4 protein-coding genes are annotated in these 3,237 nt (G+C 40.9%); 3 read left to right on the top strand and 1 reads right to left on the bottom strand.

Features of this window, described 5'->3' with window-relative positions:
• Positions 1-57: 57 nt before the first annotated feature.
• Entirely contained in the window at positions 58-474 is a 417-nt protein-coding gene (locus tag Q0017_RS13545) for a hypothetical protein (protein WP_367277124.1), read from the top strand.
• A 178-nt stretch (positions 475-652) separates the two neighbouring features.
• On the opposite strand, the gene Q0017_RS13540 is transcribed toward Q0017_RS13545, so the two are convergent.
• The gene (locus tag Q0017_RS13540; protein ID WP_298147938.1) at positions 653-1,567 is read right to left on the bottom strand and encodes a LysR family transcriptional regulator; all 915 of its coding nucleotides are present in this window, start codon (positions 1,565-1,567) and stop codon (positions 653-655) included.
• Positions 1,568-1,679: 112 nt separating this feature from the next.
• Here Q0017_RS13540 and Q0017_RS13535 point away from each other — a divergent pair, with 112 nt between their 5' ends.
• Both Q0017_RS13535 and catC read left to right on the top strand, forming a co-directional pair.
• A complete protein-coding gene (locus Q0017_RS13535) occupies positions 1,680-2,789 on the top strand; it encodes a muconate/chloromuconate family cycloisomerase (protein WP_298147935.1) in 1,110 nt (369 codons plus the stop codon).
• Positions 2,790-2,815: 26 nt separating this feature from the next.
• On the top strand, positions 2,816-3,106 hold the full coding sequence (gene catC, locus Q0017_RS13530) for a muconolactone Delta-isomerase (RefSeq protein WP_298147932.1): 291 nt from the start codon (positions 2,816-2,818) through the stop codon (positions 3,104-3,106).
• The last annotated feature ends 131 nt before the right edge of the window (positions 3,107-3,237 follow it).

Genomic DNA, 3,237 nt, shown 5'->3' with positions numbered 1-3,237 from the left:
CGTAAGCTCCGTTTTGCTCAACGCGAGCGAATGCGGTCATGCTCTGCACCATAAGGAATCTCCAAAATAAAGGTCTATGTATGGTCTGATAACAGTGAAGGTTTTTACGATGTGCAGCAGCCTAGTGAACAGCCTACTTGGAATAATCGTGGCGTGTTTATCACTGGAGTAGATGGCCGTTATTGGTTCACTGGGATTAAACCTGTGTCTTACCCTATTTCTGACGACGGGCCTATGGGGGAGATGTTAAGTGCTCTAGGGCGGTATCCTTGGCGACCTGCACATATGCATTTTATGCTCAATCATCCACAGTTTGAACGTATTGTTACTCATACTTTTGTTGCTGGTGATACCTACTTGATGTCAGCTTCTGTTTTTGGTGTAAAAGATTCATTGATTTTGGAATACAGTCTTCAGGCTCATGAAAATACAGAGTGGACAGCTGATTTTGACTTTTATATGACGCCTCAATAAAGACGGTGCAAAGTCTTCATGGGTTCGGTTCGTAGCGAGTAGAAGTTAATGGCATGTAGCAAGCTGTTTGAAAGTTAGAGCAAGTGCGCAGAGAACGATTTTCTAGTGTTGTGCACTTGCTCAAGTCAATGTAGTTGTGATGGCACGATGAAAACCTGTGAGGTTTGTATAAATAAGTTCAGAGTGTTTTTTTAATAAATGCAATGGATTCTTGATCATATACTTGGTAAACAGAATCGAGCATTGACTGTATATTTGGGTTCTCATCCATGTGACGTGCAGCCAAGAAAATTGGACTTACAGCAGCCTTGTCTAATAAAGGAATAAATATAACGTTAGGGATCTGAATCGCTTTAGCACTTTCTGGAACAATACACATCCCTTCAGCAGCTGCAACTAAACCTAGGGCAAGTTGAACCTCACGCACTTCAGTTAAGTGCGAAGGATCAAGGCCATGCTCATAAAATAGATTGCGAATTTGTGTGGAAAAGTTTGGTTTAGCGTGGTTAGGAAATATCAAAATATTCTCATGAATCAGATCAGACAAATGTAAGCCATCTGTAGCCTGAGAGAAACGGTGTCGTTCATGAACAGCAACGACGAGTGGTTCATTTCTTAATAAAATACGACGTATAGCGGGATCTGAAATTCTCAGACGACCAAAGCCCACATCTATGCTCCCTTCTTTTAATGACTCAATTTGCAGTTTGGTATTCATCTCTTTGAGTTCGATTTTAAGCTGCGGTTGTTGTTGGCGGAATAAATAGAGGATCTTTGGCAGTAGACCAAAGAGCAGAGAGCCAACAAAGCCAATCGCAAGTGTTTTTTCTGCGTTACCTACTCGCTGTGTCATCGATTTTATTTCTTTTGCCTGAGTTAAAAGCTTAACAGCATGTAAGTAAAAAAATTGTCCGGCTTCTGTTGTTTTTACGGGCCGCCTGCCGCGTTCAAGGAGTTGTATCCCCAATTCATTTTCTAAATTTTGAATTTGACGACTCAATGGGGGTTGTGAAATGAAAAGACGTTGTGCTGCTTTCGTATAGCTTTGTTCTTCTACAACTGCAACAAAGTACTGCAAATGCTTAAGTTCCATGACTGGATACCTTTTAGGTATGAAAAGATACTGAATGAGTCTTAGACAGCCGTAAATTTTTTCTACTAGAGTATAGGCAGTAGAAAAGCACAGCAACTTATACGGATAGATTATGTATAAAGATATAGAAACAATATTGGTGAGCATCCCAACTATTCGGCCACATAAGATGGCGGTTGCCACCATGCATACGCAGACATTGGTCCTTGTAAAGATTACTGCTGATGATGGTTTGGTTGGTTGGGGTGAAGCTACCACTATTGGTGGCTTAGGTTATGGTGAAGAAAGCCCCGAAAGCATCAAAACCAATATTGATAACTATTTTGCGCCGCTCATGAAATCTTTACCTTCAGCCAGCTTAGCGCACATCTTGCTCGCCATTAAAACCAATATTCAAGGCAATCGTTTTGCTAAGTGCGCCATTCAGACTGCGTTATTGGATATTCATGCCCAGCGTTTGGGGTTGCCCTTAAGTGAGGTGCTCGGTGGGCGTTTGCGTGATAGCGTTCCGGTTCTTTGGGTTTTAGCCTCTGGTGATACAGACAAAGATATTGCTGAAGCACAGCAGATGATTGCAGCGAAAAGGCACAATGTTTTTAAGCTTAAAATAGGTTCACGTACGGTAGAAGACGATGTTGAACATGTGTTGGCTATTAAACAGGCCTTAGGCGCGAATATTTCTATTCGCGTGGATGTTAACCAGGCGTGGACAGAGTTGGAAGCTAATAAAGGTATCGATCTACTGCAAAAGGGTGGGGTGGATCTTATTGAGCAGCCTTGTACTGTGTATAACGATGATGCCATGGCGCGCCTGACACGTAAGTTTGATATTGCCATTATGGCCGATGAATCATTAAAAGGCCCTGAATCAGCTTACACGCTGGCTAAACGTAATGCTGCTTCAGTGTTTGCGGTAAAAATTGCGCAGTCGGGTGGGTTATTAGAAAGCTGTGAAGTTGGCAATCTAGCCAAGCTTGCAGGGATCGATCTGTACGGTGGAACAATGCTTGAGGGGCCTGTCGGTACGATAGCTTCAGCTCACGTATTTTCCACCTTTGAAAATCTTGCCTACGGCACGGAGCTTTTTGGCCCTTTATTGCTGACCGAGCAAATTTTAAAAACACCACTTCAGTATGAGAATTTTGAGCTAACAATTCCAAGTACCCCAGGCCTTGGGATTGAGCTAGATGAAAGCAAAATTGATAACTTACGTTTTAAATAATTATTAAATTTACTTTGGAGGTTTCTATGATTTTTCATGTACGTATGGACGTAAATATTCCATTAGATATTGATGAGGAAAAAATCAATAAAATTAAGTTAAAAGAAAAGGAGTACTCTCAAGAATTGCAACGTCAAGGTAAATGGCGTCACTTGTGGAGAATTTCTGGAGAATACTCGAATATCAGCATCTTTGATGTTGAAAGTAATGAAGCGTTGCATGATTTACTTCAAGGTTTACCTCTTTTTCCTTATATGGATATTAAGGTAATGCCTTTGAATCGTCACCCGTCTTCTATTCGTGATGATGATTCTTAATGCATAAAGGACCCAGTTGTAATTAAAATAAAAATATAAGCATAGGTGAGAAGAATGAAACATTCAGATATTGAAGTGTTAGTGAAAAAAATGAACATCGATACTGCTAAAGGTGTTGTTGATCAGCGTGT

The sequence above is a fragment of the uncultured Acinetobacter sp. genome (assembly GCF_947624825.1).
Taxonomy (GTDB): Bacteria; Pseudomonadota; Gammaproteobacteria; order Pseudomonadales; family Moraxellaceae; genus Acinetobacter.
The sequence above is the reverse complement of the archived record's forward strand: the minus strand, read 5'-3'. Positions and strand labels throughout refer to the sequence as shown.